18 protein-coding genes and 1 pseudogene are annotated in these 18,897 nt (G+C 38.2%); 10 read left to right on the forward strand and 9 right to left on the reverse strand.

The window, feature by feature from the left end:
- Positions 1-101: 101 nt before the first annotated feature.
- The 7 genes from QF042_RS20830 to rpsT all read right to left on the reverse strand — a co-directional run bounded on the left by QF042_RS20830 (position 102) and on the right by rpsT (position 4,634).
- Positions 102-296 (reverse strand): hypothetical protein, encoded by a 195-nt coding sequence (locus tag QF042_RS20830; RefSeq protein WP_307531980.1) that lies wholly within the window; start codon positions 294-296, stop codon positions 102-104.
- Between the two features lie 15 nt (positions 297-311).
- A complete protein-coding gene (locus QF042_RS20835) occupies positions 312-506 on the reverse strand; it encodes a hypothetical protein (protein ID WP_307531983.1) in 195 nt (64 codons plus the stop codon).
- A 1-nt stretch (position 507) separates the two neighbouring features.
- On the reverse strand, positions 508-1,902 hold the full coding sequence (locus QF042_RS20840) for a radical SAM protein (protein WP_307531985.1): 1,395 nt from the start codon (positions 1,900-1,902) through the stop codon (positions 508-510).
- Between the two features lie 5 nt (positions 1,903-1,907).
- Positions 1,908-2,666 carry a prolipoprotein diacylglyceryl transferase gene (locus tag QF042_RS20845; RefSeq protein WP_307531987.1) on the reverse strand — a complete coding sequence of 253 codons (759 nt, stop codon included), beginning with the start codon at positions 2,664-2,666 and terminating at the stop codon, positions 1,908-1,910.
- 3 nt (positions 2,667-2,669) lie between these two features.
- A complete protein-coding gene (locus QF042_RS20850) occupies positions 2,670-3,506 on the reverse strand; it encodes an endonuclease/exonuclease/phosphatase family protein (protein ID WP_307531989.1) in 837 nt (278 codons plus the stop codon).
- Positions 3,507-3,611: 105 nt separating this feature from the next.
- The gene (gene radC / locus QF042_RS20855) at positions 3,612-4,310 is read right to left on the reverse strand and encodes a DNA repair protein RadC (protein WP_307531991.1); all 699 of its coding nucleotides are present in this window, start codon (positions 4,308-4,310) and stop codon (positions 3,612-3,614) included.
- Between the two features lie 69 nt (positions 4,311-4,379).
- A complete protein-coding gene (gene rpsT, locus QF042_RS20860; RefSeq protein WP_187071663.1) occupies positions 4,380-4,634 on the reverse strand; it encodes a 30S ribosomal protein S20 in 255 nt (84 codons plus the stop codon).
- 241 nt (positions 4,635-4,875) lie between these two features.
- Between rpsT and QF042_RS20865 the strand changes: the two genes are divergently transcribed.
- Positions 4,876-5,454, forward strand: coding sequence for a phosphoribosylglycinamide formyltransferase (locus tag QF042_RS20865; RefSeq protein WP_307531995.1), 579 nt, complete (start codon positions 4,876-4,878; stop codon positions 5,452-5,454).
- Between the two features lie 29 nt (positions 5,455-5,483).
- Here QF042_RS20865 and QF042_RS20870 read toward each other — a convergent pair whose 3' ends face one another.
- Positions 5,484-6,887: an MFS transporter gene (locus tag QF042_RS20870; RefSeq protein WP_307531997.1), complete on the reverse strand. Its 1,404-nt coding sequence runs from the start codon at positions 6,885-6,887 to the stop codon at positions 5,484-5,486.
- A gap of 82 nt (positions 6,888-6,969) precedes the next feature.
- Here QF042_RS20870 and QF042_RS20875 point away from each other — a divergent pair, with 82 nt between their 5' ends.
- From QF042_RS20875 to rodA, 7 genes and pseudogenes are all read left to right on the forward strand, one after another.
- The gene (locus tag QF042_RS20875; RefSeq protein WP_307531999.1) at positions 6,970-7,365 is read left to right on the forward strand and encodes a helix-turn-helix domain-containing protein; all 396 of its coding nucleotides are present in this window, start codon (positions 6,970-6,972) and stop codon (positions 7,363-7,365) included.
- 187 nt (positions 7,366-7,552) lie between these two features.
- Positions 7,553-9,080, forward strand: a pseudogene (gene purH, locus QF042_RS20880) (bifunctional phosphoribosylaminoimidazolecarboxamide formyltransferase/IMP cyclohydrolase).
- 358 nt (positions 9,081-9,438) lie between these two features.
- Entirely contained in the window at positions 9,439-10,461 is a 1,023-nt protein-coding gene (locus QF042_RS20885; protein ID WP_010601761.1) for a rod shape-determining protein, read from the forward strand.
- A gap of 82 nt (positions 10,462-10,543) precedes the next feature.
- A complete protein-coding gene (mreC, locus tag QF042_RS20890; RefSeq protein WP_307532001.1) occupies positions 10,544-11,383 on the forward strand; it encodes a rod shape-determining protein MreC in 840 nt (279 codons plus the stop codon).
- The gene (locus QF042_RS20895; RefSeq protein ID WP_029277298.1) at positions 11,376-11,891 is read left to right on the forward strand and encodes a hypothetical protein; all 516 of its coding nucleotides are present in this window, start codon (positions 11,376-11,378) and stop codon (positions 11,889-11,891) included. Before mreC ends, QF042_RS20895 begins: the two co-directional genes overlap by 8 nt.
- Entirely contained in the window at positions 11,891-13,900 is a 2,010-nt protein-coding gene (mrdA, locus tag QF042_RS20900; protein ID WP_307532003.1) for a penicillin-binding protein 2, read from the forward strand. The genes QF042_RS20895 and mrdA overlap by 1 nt, the downstream gene beginning before the upstream one ends.
- Before the next feature lies 1 nt (position 13,901).
- Positions 13,902-15,164, forward strand: a complete 1,263-nt coding sequence (gene rodA / locus QF042_RS20905; protein WP_307532005.1) for a rod shape-determining protein RodA — start codon at positions 13,902-13,904, stop codon at positions 15,162-15,164.
- 1,152 nt (positions 15,165-16,316) lie between these two features.
- Here rodA and QF042_RS20910 read toward each other — a convergent pair.
- Entirely contained in the window at positions 16,317-17,504 is a 1,188-nt protein-coding gene (locus QF042_RS20910; RefSeq protein WP_307532007.1) for a hypothetical protein, read from the reverse strand.
- 123 nt (positions 17,505-17,627) lie between these two features.
- Here QF042_RS20910 and QF042_RS20915 point away from each other — a divergent pair, with 123 nt between their 5' ends.
- Positions 17,628-18,209: a thymidine kinase gene (locus QF042_RS20915; RefSeq protein WP_051691820.1), complete on the forward strand. Its 582-nt coding sequence runs from the start codon at positions 17,628-17,630 to the stop codon at positions 18,207-18,209.
- 48 nt (positions 18,210-18,257) lie between these two features.
- A complete protein-coding gene (locus QF042_RS20920; protein ID WP_307532010.1) occupies positions 18,258-18,863 on the forward strand; it encodes a Crp/Fnr family transcriptional regulator in 606 nt (201 codons plus the stop codon).
- Positions 18,864-18,897 lie beyond the last annotated feature (34 nt).

Raw genomic sequence — 18,897 nt, forward strand, 5'->3', positions numbered from 1 at the left:
CAAGACAAATCCCGGCTGATACTCTATTTTTATAAAACGCAAAGATATTATTTAAAGGTCAAAGGAGAAAGTTAAACCCGCTATCTTAGCAATAAAAATGACTAATGTCCAATATTTAGATTAGATAGAATTACTGCACATGCCCCTGCTCCTATTACCAGCATAATAACGGAGGCAATAACCAATTTAAGCCCGGGTTTAACGGGTTGATCTTTAGCTGCTTTTACGATGATCTGAATGATGCCAATTACAAACAACAATACGACAATTACCCAATATATAATAAAAACTTCCATGAATTAAGTTTGAGATTAACTGTTGGCGAGCAATACTGCACAAGCACCAAAACCGATTACCACCATAATTACTGAAATAATAAGCAATTTTAGCCCAGGTTTTACGGGTTCGTTTCTTGATGATTTAATGATAATCTGAATAATCCCAACAACAAATAGTACAACCGCAGTAAGGCAATAAATAATGAATAATCCGAATAAACCTCCCATGTTAGTTCATATTTAATTTTTCTCTGATCAGATCTATTTTGTTGTCACGATAAAAAATATTCATGGTTTCGAAAGGTACCATTTTGTATTTATCGCTCACAATGTGTACACATGATTTTTTAACTGCACGTACATCAAAATCCAGGGGATCCATAAAATTCATGATGATGATCCGAAATAAATTATCATAACTTAAACTATCTGATTTTACCCTGGGCAGGCAACACATCAATTCGCCAAAGGTATCTTCGGCACAATCTACCGAAACACCTGTACTAAACAAGTTGAGCATGTGTTCTTTCAATTTTTCATCGTGTTCAAAAACAATCGTATTTTTTGAATTGTTGAGCAAATCTTCGGGATTGATTAAGTGTGTCATCGGGATCACCTCATCGCCGATTTTTAATGCATAAGCCATACACAATGCATCGGGATTGCATGGCACAGGGATTAAATCTTGTGGGGTAAAAGTTGGATATTGCTCATAAATTTTTCTACGTACCTCGGTTAAAGTGATTCTTCCCTGTTGATCATTATAATCATCATTTCTTCCGGCAACCTGAGTAGGCTGGAAAGTAACGCCACGAACACATTTCTGCTTAAGCGCATAATCCAAGATATCGCCAATTTCATGATCGTTTAATCCATTTTGCAAGGTAACGACTAATGTGGTAGATACATTAAACTGATTTAAATGATCGATGGCTTTTCTCCTTACTTCCGTAAGGTCTTCACCCCGTAATTTAGTTAAAACCTCTGCACTGAAACTATCAAACTGCAGGTAGATTTCAAAATCGGGCATATAACTTGCCAGTTTCTCTACAAAATTAATATCCTTGGCAATCCTGATGCCGTTGGTGTTCACCATTAAGTGTTTAATGGGTTTGGTTTTGGCGAGATCTAAAATCTTAAAAAAATCGGGGTGTACCGTTGGTTCTCCGCCTGAGAGCTGAACCACATCGGGCTCACCCTCGTTTGCCACTACAACATCCATCATCCGCTCTATTTCTTCCAAAGTTCTATGTCTGCCATAACTTGGCGACGACATGGCATAACAGGTTGGACAGGCCAGGTTGCAACGATCGGTAACCTCTATTACTGTTAAACACGAATGCTGTTCATGATCAGTACACAAACCGCAATCATAAGGGCAACCGTAATGCACTTTGGTATTAAACTTAAGTGGCATTTCCGATTGTTTATTGTAATTCCTGATCTGTTTATAATATTCTACATCATCAGCAATCATTACTTTGCTATCGCCATGTGTTCTGCAATTTTTCAGCATAAACACTTTAGCATCCTGAAAAACAATTTTCGCATCGCAAAGCTGTAAACATTCGGGGCAAAGACTTTTGGTATAATCGTAGTATATATAATCTCTGGTATTGGCCATAATGTTTACTGTTGAGGTAAAATCTGTTTCGAAATTCTGATGATGAATTTATAATAATACATAAAAATAAACAATGCAGACCAATGAATACTGCTTAAGTTTAAAAATAATGAATGGTAAGGTTTTATAAATTCTATCAAAAAACGGAAGAAGAAATACAGCACCATGAATAACTTAAACTGATCTCCGTTAATTAGCTCCTTATGTTTTAAGCGATTAAAAAGAAAAATCAAAAGCGTGAGATAAATCATTTCGTAGAGCATGATGGGATGCCGCGGTATACCATCTCCCAGATCCATACCCATAAAAAAGCGGGTAGGAACGCCATAAGTTGGCTCATCGATCCCCATCGAAAAGCAACCAATACGGCCTATAATCAGCGCCACCAAAATCGGGATAACATAAATGTCTCCGGAGGCAATATGAACGCCTATTATCTTTTTTATTAATTCGACACCGAACAAACCGCCAAGCAAACCGCCAACAATGGTTTTACTTTGATAAAGAACTGAAAAACTAAGATGGTGGATAACCTCGGGCGTTTCGAGCACAGCAATTACACGCGAACCGATTAAAGCTCCAAGCATGGCACCCAACATAATCCACAACCTGTTTTCGTCAGATATCGGATCTACAATCCCCTTTTTATTATAATAATATAACCTCACACCAATTATAAATGCCAGGGTTTCGAAAATATAGTGATAATGGTATTGCTCACCAAAAAGCTCGAATTGAAAGGGAAACAAAGATTTTAACAACATGTATTAAAACCAAAGTCTGCAAAAAACAGGTAAATGATCCGAGTAATACCTTTTATCCTTACTATCGGTTAATACAGCGAATTTCTGTACCTTAAATCCTTTGTTTACAAAAATATAGTCGATCCTGTTTTTCAGGTCACTGTTAAAATCAAAGGCATTAAAAGTACCTGTGGGGCCATATGGAGGCTCTATAGAAATATCTTTCGCATCGATAAGAAAAGATTTGATTGTAGCAATAGCTTCAGTTTCGGGCGTTACATTTAAGTCGCCTGTAAAAACAACCGGCAAATCAGGTGCTATCTGCTGTATTTTTTGTTTCAATAATTTGGCTGATTCAATTCTCGCTTTCACTCCAATATGATCGTAGTGGGTATTAAAAACGATAAATTCTTTTTTATTCAGCTTATCGTACAATTTAACCCAGCTGCATACCCGGTTAAGTGCAGCGTCCCATCCTTTTGACGGAACATCAGGCGTTTCTGATAGCCAAAACGTTCCTCCATCTTTTTTAGTAAATCGGTCTTTATCGAAATAAACAGCTGAAAATTCTCCTTTTCTCTTTCCATCTTCACGACCAACACCCACCACATCGAAATTAGAATTTTCGAGCAGGGCATCGAATTGTTCAGGTAAGGCTTCCTGTACACAAAGAATATTAGCATCGTGAAATTTCACCAATGCTTTTACATTCTCTTTTCGGTTTGGCCAGGCATTAACACCATCTGATGCTACATTTAAGCGGATGTTATAGGTAATGATATTAATTGGAACAGCTTTTTTCTGAGCGAAAGCCACAATCGTTAATAAAAGAAAAACAGGGATGATTTTTAAAGTATTCATAAATATAATTACACCATAAATTAATGCCGGCTGGCAAGTAACACTTAATTTTAAGCCGCTATTATACTAATTTAACGTTAATTGTACTTTAACAATCTAATATCTTTAAATTAAATCTTCATCCCGATAACTATAGTAACGGTTATTAGCGAAAATCAGGTGATCAACCACATACAGACTCAGCAAATTCCCTGAAGCAACCATATTCCGGGTTAATTTATCGTCGCTCTCGCTGGGCTTTAAATTTCCTGAAGGATGGTTGTGCGCTAATACAATATTTGCCGCATTGTTTTCTAAAGCTGTTTTAAAAATAATTTTCGGATCGGCTACTGTACCTGCCTGCCCCCCTTTACTGATCAAAAATTTACCTATCACCCGGTTAGACCTGTTTAGAAGTACTATCCAGAACTCTTCGTGATTGAGATTAGCGAAAGTTTGATGTAAATATTTATAAACATCGTTAGAAGTGGTAATGTGTGTAATGGCCTCCTCTGCGGTTTCCTTTCGCCGTAAACCAAGTTCTAAAGCGGCAATAATGGTTAATGCTTTGGCTTCTCCAATACCTCTAAACCTCGAAAGATCCAGAATGGAGGCTTTCCCCAGTTTTGTTAAATTGTTATCGTAAAAAGATAAAACCCTTTTACTTAAATCTACAGCGGTTTCATTTTTACTTCCCGAGCCAATTAAAATAGCAATCAGTTCGGCATCTGTTAAATGTCTTCGGCCATGTAATAAAAGTTTTTCACGCGGGCGATCTTCTTCAGCCCATAACTTTATCCCTAGTTTTTGTTCGTAATTTTCCATTTTTTTAGACAAAAAAAGGCATCCTAACTTTTGATTAGGATGCCTTACTAATATCGTAAAAAAATTGGCTTATTTTAAACCGTTAACGAATTTCGTTAATTTTGATTTGTTATTAGCCGCTTTGTTTTTGTGGATAATACTCTTTTTAGCTAAACGATCTAACATAGAGATTACTTTAGGCAATAAATCAGATGCAGATTTTTTATCTTCTGCAGCACGTAATCTTTTAATAAAGGTACGTGTAGTTTTTGCCTGATATCTGTTACGTAAACGTTTTGTTGCGTTTGCTCTAATTCTTTTTAATGAAGATTTATGATTTGCCATTTCTATTTAGCCTTTTATTTTTCTTATTCGTTTCCTATAATTCGGGTTGCAAATATAGGATTAATGTTTTTAAATTACAAAACACTTTCAACTTTTTTTTCATTAAAATTGAACCCTATTTCCGGACTGCAAAAATACGTTAAAATTATTCATTAATAATACTTTAACATAATTGAATAAAAATTCTTTTCCATTAAGAAAACAGGCTTAAAAATACTATTTTTGGACAAAACGATTTTGAGTGAAAAAACGAATAGCCATCTTTGCATCAGGTTCTGGCTCTAATGCCCAAAAGCTGATGGAGCATTTTAAACGGAGTAACGAGATAGAAATTTCTTTGGTATTAACCAATAATGCAGACGCCTATGTGCTACAAAGAGCTGATAATTTCGAAATCCCCACTCATATATTCGACAAAAACGAGTTCTATAAAACAGATGAAGTAATAGACCTGCTCAAAAATCTTGAAATCGATTTTATTGTACTGGCTGGTTTTCTTTGGCTAATTCCCCAAAACCTGATCCACGCTTACCCTGGTAGAATTGTAAATATCCATCCGGCAATCCTTCCTAAATTTGGCGGTAAGGGCATGTACGGAGATCATGTACATAATGCTGTTATGGCCGCCGGCGAAACTGAAGGTGGAATAACGATTCATTATGTTAACGAAAACTACGATGAAGGCGAGTATATTTATCAGGCCCGCTATAGAATCGACAAAAACGACAACCTGGAAATGGTAAAGTTTAAAGGTCAGCAGCTCGAACACCAGCATTACCCACGTATTGTAGAAACCATTGTTAAAAAGATAAAAAAATAACCTTTAATAAGACACTAACATGATTCTAATTAAACCGGTGGTTTATTTCTTTTTGGTATCAAAATCAATAATGCACTTACGATAATAAGAAAGCCTATATTTAGTAATGTTGCCCATCGGTAAGCAAGCGGAAACGATGTTAATATTGGTGGATTACCCAGGCGTTGAAAGAAAACGCCCCCAATTACTGCAACCCCTATAGCCACTGAGACCTGTTGCAATGTTAAATAAATACCTGATGAGGCCCCTAACATATTTTCGGGAATACTTTTTAAAGATATAGTCATTAAAGAAGGCAAGATTGTACCACAGCCAATTCCATAAACAAACAATACAATTGGTATTTGTCCTTGAGCGGCATCACGTGAATCGAATATAACCAGATGAAAAACGAGCGCCATAATCATAATAACTGATCCGCATAGCGATACATATTTACCGTAACGGGTTACCCGGCTTGCAAAAAACATAGATGCAAGCACATAACCGATCCCCTGACAAACAAAATAGATTCCGGTATGAATGGAACTAATGCCCATCCCATTTTGTAAATAAACGGTGTTGATCAAAAAGTAAGAATCTTGAACGAAGTAATAAAACAGAGAAATTAAAAGTCCGATTCTGAAATCAAAATTCTTAAACACCCTGGTATCGAGCAAAGAATTCCTTCCCAACCTTTTGCTTAACCGCTGATCATAAATAAAGACAAGAAGCAAAACTACCGATAGTACCAGCATCAAAATGCTCCATATCGGCCAGTTCAATTCCCTCCCCTGAATAAGCGGATAAATAAATGTGGTTAAGGTTAACATGAGTAGCAAGCCTCCGGTAAAATCAAATTTCTCAGCAATTTTTACTGGCGATTCTTTAAGGTATTTTAAGCTCAATACAACAGCAGTTATCCCTATGGGCACATTTATTAAAAAAATTAAACGCCAGCTTTGTGAAATAATTTCAAGCCCAGGAAGCAAACCACCTAAAAATTGGCCAGCAACAGAAGCAATGCCTGCAACGCTACCATATATACCGAGAACTTTTACTCTTTCTTTAGGGTCAGGAAATAAATCGGGGATAAAAGCCATTCCTTGTGGAACCATAAAAGCAGCACTTATTCCCTGAATAAACCTGGCAATGTTTAATTGAATTGCCGATTGTGAAAACCCACAAACAAAAGAAGCAGCTGTAAAGACCAACATTCCGGTTAAAAAAATCTTTTTCTTTCCAAAATATTCGCCCGCCCGCCCTCCGGTAACAAGAAAGGAGGCATACCCCACAATGTACATCACGATTACAAACTGCATATCAGCATCAGTACCTTTAATCCCTGATTTGATAGCAGGAAGCGCTACATTTACAATGAACAGGTCCAGTACAGATAAAAATATAGCCGAACACACTATTAACAACAGGAACCACCTTTGATTTTTTTTCATACCCATGCTTTTCTTATATTTAAAATTTAAAGTAAGAAAACGCTTTAACGGCAATCAAGTAGTCTTATAAACCGTACTAAGTATGCAAAACAGTACCAATAATGAGTATAAAGGAGTTACAAATGGAGAAAATCAGGATTTATTTTTAAATGACTCCCCATTGACAGGTGTGTTTAAGGTGATTGGGGGTAAATGGAAAATTATGCTCATCAAAGCCATTGCCGCCCAATGCCCCAAAAGGTTTGGCGAGCTTAAGCGCGAAATGAATTTCTTAAGCCAGGGTACCCTCACCACACAACTTAAAGAAATGGAACGCGATGGCCTTATCCTTCGCGAAGCTTTTGCAGAATCTCCACCACGCGTAGAGTATAAACTAACCAGTGTAGGTAAAACCCTCCTTCCGGTAATAGACGTTTTAGAAGATTGGTGGACTGCTTTTCAGAACAATAATAGATCAGAAGAAGCACATCTAAAATAATTTAAGTATATATTGATCACCTATGTTTACACCTGTATTACAGGCACAAATAAAGCTCAGAAATGCAGTTGGAAAAGAAAAAACACCCAGCAAATAAAAATATATAGATAATTTCATTTTTATTGGATTCATCACCTAAATAAATGCCTCTGTTTTACTACCTTTGCGGCTCAAAATTTTCAGTAGAATGAGTCAATCCATTAAAATCAAAAACGCTTTAATCTCAGTATATTATAAAGATGGTTTGGAGCCATTGGTAAAATTGTTGGCCGCGCAAGGGGTACAATTATTTTCTACAGGTGGAACAGAACAATTCATCAAAGATTTTAAACCTTCCTGTTACGGCGGTTGAAGATTTAACAGGTTATCCATCTATTTTAGGCGGACGTGTTAAAACCTTACACCCAAAAGTATTTGGTGGAATTTTAAATCGTAGAGCATTAGCTGGCGACCAGGAGCAGATTGCTGAATATGAAATTCCTGAAATTGACCTGGTTATCGTTGACTTATATCCTTTTGAAGAAACCGTAAAAGCAGGTGGAACACCAGAAGAAATTATCGAGAAAATCGATATCGGTGGTATTTCCTTAATCCGTGCCGCTGCCAAAAACTTCAACGATGTGGTGATTATCGCGTCGAAAAACGACTACCCTACTTTACAAGCCCAATTAGAAGCGCAAAATGGTGAAACTACTTTAGCACAGCGTAAAGCATTTGCTAAAAAAGCATTCCATACTTCTTCTCATTACGATACTGCCATTTTTAATTATTTCAATGCTGAAGAGCCGCTTGATGTTTTTAAACAAAGTGTAACTGAAGCTAAAACTTTACGTTATGGCGAAAACCCTCATCAAGGTGGTGTATTTTATGGCGATTTAGACGCGATGTTTACCAAATTGAATGGTAAAGAGCTTTCTTACAACAATTTGGTTGATGTGGACGCAGCTGTTGCTTTGATCGACGAATTTGAAGATCCAACTTTTGCGATCTTAAAACATACAAATGCTTGTGGCATTGCCTCACGCCCTACTGTTAAACAAGCTTGGATTGATGCTTTAGCCTGCGATCCGGTTTCTGCTTTTGGTGGCGTACTGATTACCAATGTTGCGGTAGACTTAGAAACGGCCCAGGAAATTAACAACTTGTTTTTCGAAGTTTTGATTGCTCCTTCTTACCAGGCAGAAGCGATTGAGTTATTCAGTAAAAAGAAAAACCGCGTTATTTTACAACGCAACGAGGTTGAATTGAGCAAAAAACAATTTAAAACATTATTAAACGGTGTAATTGAGCAGGACAAAGATTTAATTATCGAAGGTCCGGAGCAAATGACAACCGTTACCGATAAAGCACCAACTGAACAAGAACTAAAAGACCTGTTCTTTGCTAACAAAATTGTAAAACATACTAAATCGAACACCATTGTTTTGGTTAAGGATGATGTTTTAATTGCAAGCGGGGTTGGTCAAACTTCCCGTGTTGACGCCTTAAAACAAGCGATTGAAAAAGCAGCCTCTTTCGGATTCAGTGTTAAGGGTGCTGCAATGGCTTCTGATGCTTTCTTTCCTTTCCCTGACTGTGTTGAAATTGCTGCCGAAGCCGGAATTACAGCTGTTCTGCAACCAGGTGGATCGATTAAAGATGCTGATTCTGTAGCGAAAGCAAACGAAAAAGGTATTGCAATGGTAACCACTGGGATAAGACACTTTAAACATTAGAAAGGTAGAAGGTAGAGGGTTTAAAGGCAGAGGGTTTTACCTATCGAAAGCTCAAATTCACCATGCAGGTATGAAACTTTGAGGGGCTTCCCCCTTTGGAGGGGGCAGGGGGAGGAAATTAGAAAAGCCGGATCCAAATAAACTAAACCCGACAGCAATGGTTTCCGATTTTCCGTCGGATTGAACGGATAGCTGGAGTGCTTTAACCTAAGAATTATAGGTTTTTATTCTCTAAACATTTTAATTGCCTTAAAAACAATTTAATAACTGAAGAAAATAAAACTTAAAACAATAAAAAAGCTATTTTTACATTAGGAATAGTATAGATTTGATAAAATAAAGAAAACATACCTTATACATGGGATTATTTAACTGGTTTACGCAAGAAGTTGCCATCGATTTAGGCACAGCGAATACCCTGATTATACATAACGACAAAGTAGTTGTAGATGAGCCATCTATCGTTGCTTTTGATCGTACTACAAACAAAGTCATTGCTATAGGTCGTCAGGCAATGCAAATGGAGGGTAAAACCCACGATAATATTAAAACCGTACGCCCATTAAAGGATGGTGTAATTGCTGATTTCAATGCTGCTGAGGCAATGATTAAAGGGATGATCCGTATGCTCAATGGCGGTAAAGGCTGGATGTTTCCTTCTTTACGTATGGTAATCTGTATTCCATCTGGTATTACTGAAGTAGAAAAACGTGCTGTGCGCGATTCTGCTGAAATTGCCGGGGCTAAAGAGGTATACTTAATTCATGAGCCAATGGCAGCTGCCGTAGGTATCGGGATTGATGTAGAAGAGCCAATGGGTAACATGATTATCGATATAGGTGGCGGTACGACAGAAATTGCGGTTATCGCTTTATCAGGTATCGTGTGCGATCAATCTATCCGCGTTGCGGGAGATAACTTCGACTCTGATATCGTAAACTACATCCGCCGCCAACACAACATTATGATTGGTGACCGTACCGCTGAAAAAATTAAAATTGAAGTTGGTGCAGCTTTACCTGAGTTACAGGATGCTCCTGCCGATTTCGCGGTTCAAGGTCGCGATTTAATGACCGGTGTACCCAAACAGATCACTGTATCATATACCGAAATTGCACACTGCCTAGATAAGTCGATCTCTAAAATTGAAGAAGCCATTTTAAAAGCTTTAGAGATTACTCCTCCAGAACTTTCGGCAGATATTTACCAAACTGGTATTTATTTAACCGGTGGTGGTGCATTGTTAAGAGGTTTAGATAAGCGTGTAGCTGCTAAAACAAAATTACCTGTTCACGTTGCAGAAGATCCGCTTCGTGCTGTAGTTCGTGGAACTGGCATCGCCCTTAAAAATATTGGTGGATATAAATTCTTAATGCAATAACATTTAGTTTGGAGTTTGGGGTTGTGAGCTTGGAGTTTTCCACTCAGACTCCAAACTTTTAACTCCCAACTCAATTACTCGGATGCGTAACCTTTGGATTTTCATCAGCAGATACAACGCATTTTTCTTATTTATCATTTTTTTTATTGTTGGGATCTACCTAACGGTGAAAAACAACTCCTATCAGCGAAGCGTAACCTTAAACTCAAGCAATGAGGTAGTTGGCACTGCATACGAAAGGTTAAATGTTTTTAAAAGATATTTAAACCTGGGTATGGTTAACGATAGCCTTGCTGCAGAAAACGCTAAGCTTAAAAGCCAGTTACTGGGATTAACTACGGTAGATACAGCCAAAGATGTAAAGGTAATAGATACGGTTACCAATCAGCAATACACATATCTGGCAGCCAAAGTGGTTAAAAATTCGATCACTTTACGCAATAACGTAATGACCATTAATAAAGGCACTGTTGATGGCATTAAAAGCGGCATGGCCGTTATCGCGCCTCAACGTGGAGTAGTTGGCTTTATCCGTGATGTTTCTGCACATTTAGCAACGATCCAATCGCTATTGCATAAAGACACTAAGATTAGTGTAACCTTGAAAAAGAATAATGCGCTTGGCTCATTAGTTTGGGGCGACGGAAATTTCGATATTAAAAAGGCATTTGTTAAAGAGGTGCCCAACCATATTAAAATGTACGTTGGTGATAGTGTGATTACTTCTGGTTACGGATCTTTTCCTGCCGGGATTTTGGTTGGAAAAATCAGCAAGGCAAATGTGGCCACGAATGATAATTTCTTATCAGCAGAATTAAATTTATTTACTGACTTTAGCACATTGCAATATGTATATGTGGTTAAAGATAAAAAAGCCGAAGAGCAAAAGGCTTTGGAAAGCTTAGTTAAACCGAATGAATAGTAGAATCATAATTGTAAATGTGATCAGGTGGTTTTTACTACTTTTTGTGCAGATATTCTTGCTTAAGAATATGGGCTTTTATGATCTTTCAACACCATTCATTTATGTATTATTTTTACTCCTGCTTCCCTTCGGCATACCCAACATTTTGTTGTATTTACTGGCTTTTGGAACAGGCTTAACACTTGATGCTTTTTATGATACCATGGGTGTACACGCTACGGCCTGTGTGGTATTGGCTTTTGTAAGAATTTCTTTTATTTCAATAAGTTTAAACCGCGACGCAATTGATGACCCAGAACCATCGTTAAGTTATATGGGTTTCCAATGGTTTTCACTTTATGCTTTTCTCTGCGTTGTTGCACACCACCTGGTGCTGTTCTTTTTAGAAACATTCAGGCTAACCGAAATTGGTTATACCTTAATGAGATGCGGCTTAAGTTGTATCTTTACGCTGCTTATTATTTTATTGGTAGAGTTTATATTCTATAGAAGAACACCACGCTAATGGATCAGTTATTTAACCGAAAATATATCGTTCAAGGATTATTTATTGTAATCGCCCTGATTTTATTAGGGAAGTTATTTTACATCCAGATTATTAGCGATGCGGCTTTCGTTTCTGCCGAAAGTAATGTGCTACGAAAAATCTATAAATACCCGGCGCGGGGTGCCATTCTAGACCGGAACATGAAGGTGATTGTACAGAATGAACCTGTTTACGACTTAATGGTTACACCAAACGAAGTAAAACCTTTTGATACATTAGCACTTGCACAGGCATTAGACATTACTTTTGAGGATGTGCGGAAAAACCTTAAAAAAGCAAGGGGTAAGTCAACCTATCAGGCTACCCCGTTTCTGAAACAGATTTCGGTTCAAAGTTATGCCCGTTTACAGGAAACACTTTACCGTTTCCCAGGATTTAGAACGCAAGACAGAACCATCAGGCATTATCCGGATAGTGTTGGTGGACAGTTATTTGGTTATGTAAAAGAAGTAAGCCCCGTTGATATCGAAAAATCGGAAGGGTTTTACAAACCTGGCGATTATAAGGGCAAAAGTGGTTTAGAGTTTTCTTATGAAGAAACTTTAAGGGGCAAAAAGGGCGTAATTAATACGGTGTATGATGCGCACAATACCCCGCAAGGAAGTTATGCTGATGGCAAATACGATGTAAACGCGGTTTCGGGAGAAAGATTGATCTCAGGGATTGATATGAGAATCCAAAAACTTGGTGAAGAATTGATGATGAATAAGGTTGGCGCAATTGTAGCCATCGAACCAGCTACCGGAGAAATTCTTTCACTGGTCAGTAGCCCTGGCTACGATCCAAATCTTTTGGTGGGTAGAAACCAGGGGAACAACTACATGGAGTTTATTGTGGGTAATCCATATCGTCCATCTTTAGTAAGACCGATAATGGGTTACTACCCACCGGGATCTTCGTTTAAGCCGGTTGATGCACTGATCGGATTGCAAGAAGGCGTAATCGATCCCAATACCACATTCTTTTGTCCGCACTATTATCAGGCCGGAAATAGAAAAATTAAATGCGAACACTTTGATGGTTCAATTTCACTGAGAAGAGGCATTGCCCGTTCCTGCAATACTTACTTTTGTTATGTTTTTCAGAAGTTAATTACCAAAAACGGCATGAAAAACCAAAGACAAACTTACCAGGAATGGCGTGATAAAGTGGCTAAATTTGGTTTCGGATCAAAACTCGATATTGATATGCCCTATGAAAGAAAGGGATATTTTTATACCGCAGATCACTATGATAAAATTTATGGTAAAAGATGGGGTTATACCAACGTAATTTCGCAGGCTATTGGCCAGGGTGAGATTACCGCTACCCCATTGCAAATGGCCAATGCGATGGCCATAATTGCTAACCGTGGTTATTATATTAAACCTCACTTAATTAAAGGTATAGGCGATAAAAACCTGGTTAAAAAAGAATATGTGGTTAAAAATTATGTGGGTGTAGATGCCAAACATTTCGAACCCGTAATTGATGGTATGCAGGATGCCGTAAACACCAGCTGGGGAACCGCCATACTCTCACGGATTCCTGATGTGGTACTTTGCGGAAAAACAGGAACGGTACAAAACCCTCATGGCAAAAACCACTCCGTATTTATAGGCTTTGCACCACGCGATAATCCGAAAATTGCGATTGCCGTAATTGTAGAAAATGCAGGTTTTGGCAGCACATATGCAGCACCAATAGCGAGTTATATGATCGAAAAGTACCTTAAAGGGAGTATTAGTGGTGCCCGCGCAGCTCAGGCAGAATGGATGAAGAATCAAAATTTACTTCCTTTACTAATCGACAAAACAAAAAAGATCAAATTAACGAAGGCAGATAGCCTGTTGCTTAAAAAGGCAGATTCAACCAAAAGGATAAAAGATAGTTTGAGAATTAAATCGGCAATAATAAAACAAACGGTTACCACAAAACCTAAAGAATTAAAATCAGTAATCATCGATAAACCTGTAATCCAGAAATAAAATGCAGCAGCAACAGGGAAACCGTTTTTTCTTTAATGTAGATTGGATTACTGTTTTAATCTATATTGCCTTATGTGCTATTGGTTTTGTCAATATTTATGCTTCCGTTCCGCCAGAACAAACAGCGGTGTTTGGCTTTAGCACGCTTTACGGCAAACAGCTAATTTACATCATCACGGGTTTAATTTTAGGTTTATCTATCTTATTATTTGATGGAAGGCTTTTCAATGTCTTCTCGCCCTTTATTTATGGTAGCACGTTACTGTTGCTAATGGCCGTATTGGTAATCGGGAATAAAGTAGCCGGGAACCAGGCATGGATTGCGATAGGCTCTTTTAAACTTCAGCCCGCTGAATTTGCCAAGTTCGGTACGGCATTACTTTTAGCAAGGTATGTAGGCGCATTTAACCCCAAATTCCGGGATATTAAATCGATTATGATTGCTGGATTAATCGTGGCTGCACCATTATTGTTAATTATGCTTCAGCCCGATACCGGTTCGGCGCTGGTGTTTCTTGCATTTATGTTTCCACTTTATCGCGAGGGTTTATCAGGTTATTTTCTATTGATATTTTTGGGAATGATTGTGCTGTTCATTGCCGATTTCTTAGTACCAACCTATATCTTAATTATCATTATTACCACTATTGCCGGCCTCTTTATTTACAACAACAGGAGAAAACAAAAAATAATCTTCTCTACTGTTTTGGTAACTGTTTTCGCTATTGGCTATCTGTTTTTAATAAAAATTGCCTACGAAAAAGTTTTAGCTCCCCATCAACGTAACCGTATCGAATTAATGTTAGGACTTAAAACCGATAATAAAGGAGCGGGCTATAATGTTATTCAATCGCAAATTGCCATAGGATCGGGGCAAGCAACCGGCCGTGGATTTTTACAGGGCACACAAACCAAATATGGTTACGTACCCGAGCAAAGTACCGATTTTATTTTCTCTACCATCGGCGAAGAGTGGGGATTTTTAGGTTGTTCAGTAGTGATTGGCCTTTACATATTCTTATTACTCAGATTGATTAATCTGGCAGAAAGGCAGCGATCAACCTTCTCCAGGGTGTATGGCTACAGCGTAGCATGTATCCTCTTTTTCCACGTTTTTATTAATATCGGGATGACGATCGGTATTATTCCCGTAATTGGAATTCCCCTACCCTTAATTAGCTATGGTGGTTCGTCGCTTTGGAGTTTCACCATCTTGCTGTTTATCTTTTTGAAGCTGGACTCTAACCGGATGGGATTTATTTAGTCCTAAGTCGGAAGTCTTTAGTCTGAAGTCGATAAAATACATAAGGTCATCTTGTAGAAAGATACGTCATCCTGAATTTATTTCAGGATCTAAATGATTAATCCCGAATAGATTTTCAAAGGTACAAATGCCAATCTCATGCATCCTCGTTATTCCAAAGGAATCACTTTGTGACAAACGAGGACGATCTTGGCTTCGTGTTCACTTTTATCGCCTGCCTGCTGCAGGCATGGGTTTAGGTGGGCAGTTCTGTGCTACTATTTTGCGTTAATAAACCCAACTTAACGGAAATCCTTTTTGGAAAAATCATATTTTCCATTAAAGGTAAATTTACAAAAAGATTGAAGTGGTGGTGGGACTACAGCACCAATGAAAAACTGAACAATCATTTCCTAATCATTTACGAAATTGGAATTGTTCATTTATAATCAGGTTTCTTAGGCTAGAGTTGGTATTAAAAGAGATGTGTCATCTTGTCCCCAATTTTCCTATCGTGTGGACACATCTTTTTCAAGAATGGTTTAGGCATCATGCTAGCTGGCTTTAATAAACCACAGTCTTTACCGAAGAATGCCGTCAATCCCAAGGGCCGGAGAAATCAAAAAAACAGTTGCAGGGAAGAACAAATAGTACTGCCAAACCTAAAACGCAGTGGTTTTGTGTTCATAGCCGCTAATTTAAAGCTTTAAGAAATATTGAACACAAAACGAAGTGCCGCTGTTTTTTTGATGCGTGTAGGATTGTGTAAAAGGCCCATTGCTGGATTGACAAAGCGCTTTGGGTACTTTGGCGCTCCAAAGTACCATGCCACCGCGGCGTAGAGCGGCAAAAAAAAATCAACATTTATCTCCAAACTATAGTTTTTAAGATATCAAGCTTGTTATTAGCAGAAAGATGCTGATCCCAAAGCTTCGGGACAGCATGACGATCGCCTTAGAGATATGCGCTAAAAACAAATACAGGCTGATGTAGATGTGTCCACACGATAGGAATGTTCGGGATCAGGATCTAAGAGATCTATCTATGGCATTGCAAATGCCAATCTCAAACATCCTCGTTAAAAACGAGGACGATGAATTATAGCCATGAAACAAATTCGGTATGACTACCGTGGTGTAATGCTATTCGCCAAACGCCTTATGCTCCTCGCTCCTACTTGCTAAACCTTCGGTTCAATAACTCATAAAACTGATCGACCGTGGCCTGTTTATTGGCCCAGTTATTTTTTGCCGCATAATTATTCTGAAGAAAACCATCTGCAGCTTCAAAACTGTTCATTTTATTGACAATATCAATTGCTTCCGAATAGGCCAGATTATACCCATTAAAAAGATCCTTAATAAAAAGTAACTTTTCATTTAAACTAATTGCCTGTTTTAAATCGGCAATAGGTGCTTTAACAGGCTCATTGCTTTTACCATTTGTTTTGGCAAGCAGATCGTTTAAACTTGGTGCAGGTTTAGCGGCTTCGGGCTGTGGAGCTGGTTTTACCGGAACAGCTTCAGGCGTAAACAAAGAGCGTTCCTGTTCAACAGGTGGCGAAATAATAGGATCATCCAGTTTCACATCTTTCAGTGCCTCAATAGGCTGGCTTGGGGTAGAGACTGGCTCTTCTTCCTTAACAACTGCAACAGGTTCTTCTTCGGCAATTACTAGGGGTTGTTCCTCTTCATGTGGAATTAAAAAAGGCTCAGGACCAATTTCATCTTCCTCTGTAGGCGAAGACTCTTCCTGAACAGATAAAGCTTCTTCCTTTTCGTGAATGATCTTTTTACGTGATAAAATTTCTGCTTCTTCTTTGCTTAAAGGGCGATCGAAAATTTCTTCAACAGATTTTGCTTCGTATTCGAACTGATCGTTTTCATCGTGTGTATCCAGTACAAATTCAAAAGTATGGTCATCCTGGTCGGGCTTAAAGAAGTCTTTATTCAAAAGCGACGCTGCTTTTTCTTCTTCAATCCTTTCATCGTCCAGCACTTCATGTTCAGGCTTTACATCTACCCGTTCCTCCTCTTCCTGGGCAGTAGCCACTTCTTCCAGTTCCTGCGGATCGAAACATTCTTCCTCTTCTACATAACTTTTTTCAGCTTCAGGCAGTATGATGGTATTCTGCTCGGCCAGCAAAGTATGGTTTCCCGGTTCAGCAGGCTTATCTTCTACTATGGTATTTAATTTTTTGACGATATTAACATGATCGGAAAGGAAATGGGCATTGGCCAGAAAAAGCTCCAGCTCCAAATCGTTTAATTGCTGAGGGTTTTGAGCTAAAAACTGATATTGCTCATTCAATTCTGTTAAAATGCTGCCGATCTTTCTGAAAATATCTTGTTGGTTCATCATAAAATTAAAACGAATTTTTAATCGATTTATGTTGGTAACTATGTGTTCAAAAATAACACATAATTCTCATATTTGTTCGGTTTAAAAATTATAGAACGGACATAGGGGAATAAAAAAACAGGCATGTTATTCAGCGAACAAAATTTTAGAAGAAGGGGCGAATTTTCGGGGAGTATAGAAGTGGTCTGTGGCTCTATGTTTTCTGGTAAAACGGAAGAACTGATCAGAAGGTTAAAAAGAGCTCAGATTGCTAAACTGAATGTCGAAATTTTTAAACCCCGTACCGATACCCGCTACCATGAAACTGCTGTGGTTTCACATGATTTAAATTCCATAAACTCTACCCCGGTTGATAGCGCTTCGGCAATTTTACTGCTTGGCACCAATACACAGGTGGTTGGGATAGATGAAGCTCAGTTTTTTGATGATGAACTTCCTGATGTTTGCAATAAACTCGCCCTTAAAGGCATACGCGTTATTGTTGCGGGCCTCGATATGGATTTTACGGGCAAACCCTTTGGGCCCATGCCTGCTTTAATGGCCATTGCCGAACATGTTACCAAAGTAAATGCCGTTTGTGTTTGCTGTGGAAACCCAGCCCTGTACAGTTACCGAACCGTTGCTGATGAAGCAACCGTTTTATTGGGCGAAAAAGAAAGTTATGAACCACGTTGCAGAGCTTGTTATAATCTGGGCAAGGGATAACACCATTCTTGATTAATCTGTACCTTTAAGCTGCACTTAAATCTTGATATGGATAAACAATTTAAAATCAATACTTTCAGAACCGGTTTAGCAAAATTTGTAACTTTTAATGAAAGCGAATGGGAAATTTTAACTCAGTACCTGAGTTTTTCTACCTTAAAGAAAAAAGATCATTTTGTAGTTGAAGGAAAAGTATGCGATTATATTGCCTTTATTATCCAGGGTGCTGTAAGGCATTACCATGTTAAAGACGGACAGGAAATTACCGGTTATTTTTGTTTTGAAAACGAGCTGGTAAGTGCCTATAAAAGCTTTGTAAAAAGAGTACCGAGTACAAACTTTATTCAGGCCTTGGAGGAAACACAACTTGTTCTTATTGCTTACGCCGATCTTCAGAAAATGTTAAACCACCCTGTGTTAGCGCTGAAAATGGAACGGTTTGGCCGTCTGGTTGCTGAACATTACATCTGCTGTTTTGAAGACCGCCTTAATGCTTTTGTTACCCAAAGCCCAGAAGAGCGTTATACTGTGCTTGAAAAAACTGCAAAAGATATTTTTCAGCGCGTTCCACAGCACTATATCGCCAATTTTTTAGGTATTACTCCTGTTTCACTCTCGCGTATCCGTAAACGCACACTCATTTTAAAGGATTAAATTAATCCTTATCTTTTGTTAACGTTTTTATGAT

Source organism: Pedobacter sp. W3I1 (genome assembly GCF_030816015.1).
In the GTDB taxonomy this organism is placed as follows: domain Bacteria; phylum Bacteroidota; class Bacteroidia; order Sphingobacteriales; family Sphingobacteriaceae; genus Pedobacter.